We start from the raw sequence: 1,895 nt of genomic DNA on the forward strand, positions 1-1,895 counted from the left end.
CCGGGCCACCGCGAGTGCGCGTACCTCCGGCTTAGTGATCATCGAGTCGCGGTGGGCGTAGGCGGACTCGGGCAGCGCCCAGCCGCCGGCCGGCGCGGCGGCCGGCTGGTTGTCCGCGCGCATCGGGCCCATCCCGGCCCCGGCGTCCGCGTCGCCGGCGGTCGGGGCGAGGCTGAGCAGGACGTGCGGATCGGCCCAGCAGCGGCCGGCGGCGTCCTCGGGGGTAGTCCAGGTGACCCGCTCGTCGGCCGTGCCGAGGTGCTCGGCCACCACCAGGCGGCGGGACCAGCCGACGAGGCCGGCGCCGAGTTCGGCCGCCCCGGCGCCGGGCGCGGTGAGCACCACGACGGCGGGCAGCGCGCGGCAGGCGTTGAGCGCCGGCCGGGGTTCGCGCCCGTGCGCGGTGACCACCGCGGCGCCGACCCAGGGCAGTCCGGCGCGGGCGAACGCGGCGGCGACGCTGGAGACCGCCGGCAGCACCCGCAGCGGCAGTCCGGCCGCCCGCAGCCGCCGGACGATGCCGAAGAAGCCGGGATCGCCACTGGCCAGCACGACGGCGTGCGCGCTGGCGGCGACGGCGGCGCGCAGCCGGTCCAGGGCGGGGGTGAGCGGCCCGAGGGTCACGGTCGGGCAGCCGGGCGGCACCGGCACGGCGGCGAGGTGCCGGGCCGCTCCGACCACCAGCCCGGCCGCGGCGAGCGCCTCGGCCAGCCCGGGGTGCGCCGGCCGACCGGCGGCGTCGATCCCCACCACGGTCACGGCCGCGCCGGCGGACCTGTCCTCGGTGAGCGGTATGCCGCTCAGGCATAAATATGACTGGGAGTCATATCGGTCGCCGGTGGATTGCCCCCGACGGCCACCACCCTGAGTGACCGGCTCACCGTTCCGCGACGGCGTGGCGCTCACGCCGCCCACCGGCCCGAGGAGGCGACGACCCGGGAGCCGGCGAAGTCGACCATGGCCACGTCGACGGTGACCGCCCGCTCGGCGAAACGGAGCAGCACCTGCCGTACCCGGTGGCAGAGCAGGTCCCCGGCGGGGCCGAGCAGGCCGGCGGCCTCCCACAGCTCGTACGCGTGCCGCCCGGTGTTCGCCGCCGTGACCGCCGCGACCAGGTCGGCGTCGCCGCCGGCCTCGGCGGTGACCGCGCCGAGCAGCGACAGGTCCACCTTGGAGCGGGTGTAGTGGGTCATCAGGATGCCGGCGGCGAGCTTGGCCAGCTTGCCGGCCATCCCGACGAAGACCACCCCGGTCATCCCGTCGCCGACGGCTGCGGTGACCGCGGCGCCGGTGAAGTCGCCGACCTCGACGAAGCACACCTCGGGCAGCTCCGGCAGCAGGTCCCGGGCGGCCCGCTCGGTCCGCCCGCCGGTGCAGAGCACCACGGTGGACTCGCCCTGGGCGGCCATCACGTGCACCGCCTGCACCACGCTGGCCCGCCAGGAGGCGGTGGAGAAGGGCCGGACGATCCCGGTGGTGCCGAGGATCGAGATGCCGCCGAGGATGCCGAGCCGCCGGTTGGTGGTCTTGCGGGCCATCACCTCGCCGCCCGGCACGCTGATCACCACCCGGACGCCCACCTCGGTGAGGTCGACCACCTCGGCCACGGCCTGGCCGATCATCCGGCGCGGGGTCTCGTTGATCGCCGGGCCGCCGACGGCGAGGCCGAGCCCGGGCTTGGTGACGGTGCCGACGCCGGGGCCGCCGGCGAGGTCCAGGCCGGGCTCGGCGCGCCAGCCGACGGTGGCGGTGAGGTGCGCGCCGTGGGTGACGTCCGGGTCGTCGCCGGCGTCCTTGACCACCACCGCCTCGGCGCGCGCCTCCGGCGCCGGGGTGAGGTCGCACCGGGCGACCGGGAAGCTGACCCGCCGGCCGCCCGGCAGCCCGATCTCCAC

General features: G+C 77.4%; 2 protein-coding genes. Both read right to left on the minus strand.

Annotated features, from left to right (window positions below):
- A partial coding sequence (cbiE, locus tag KBX37_RS33700) for a precorrin-6y C5,15-methyltransferase (decarboxylating) subunit CbiE (RefSeq protein WP_374103945.1) occupies positions 1-906 on the minus strand: 906 nt, incomplete at its 3' end.
- A partial coding sequence (locus tag KBX37_RS33705; protein ID WP_210779862.1) for a cobalt-precorrin-5B (C(1))-methyltransferase occupies positions 903-1,895 on the minus strand: 993 nt, incomplete at its 5' end. The genes KBX37_RS33705 and cbiE, both read right to left, overlap by 4 nt.

This window comes from Micromonospora sp. U56, assembly GCF_018070095.1.
GTDB classification, from domain to species: Bacteria; Actinomycetota; Actinomycetes; order Mycobacteriales; family Micromonosporaceae; genus Micromonospora; species Micromonospora purpureochromogenes.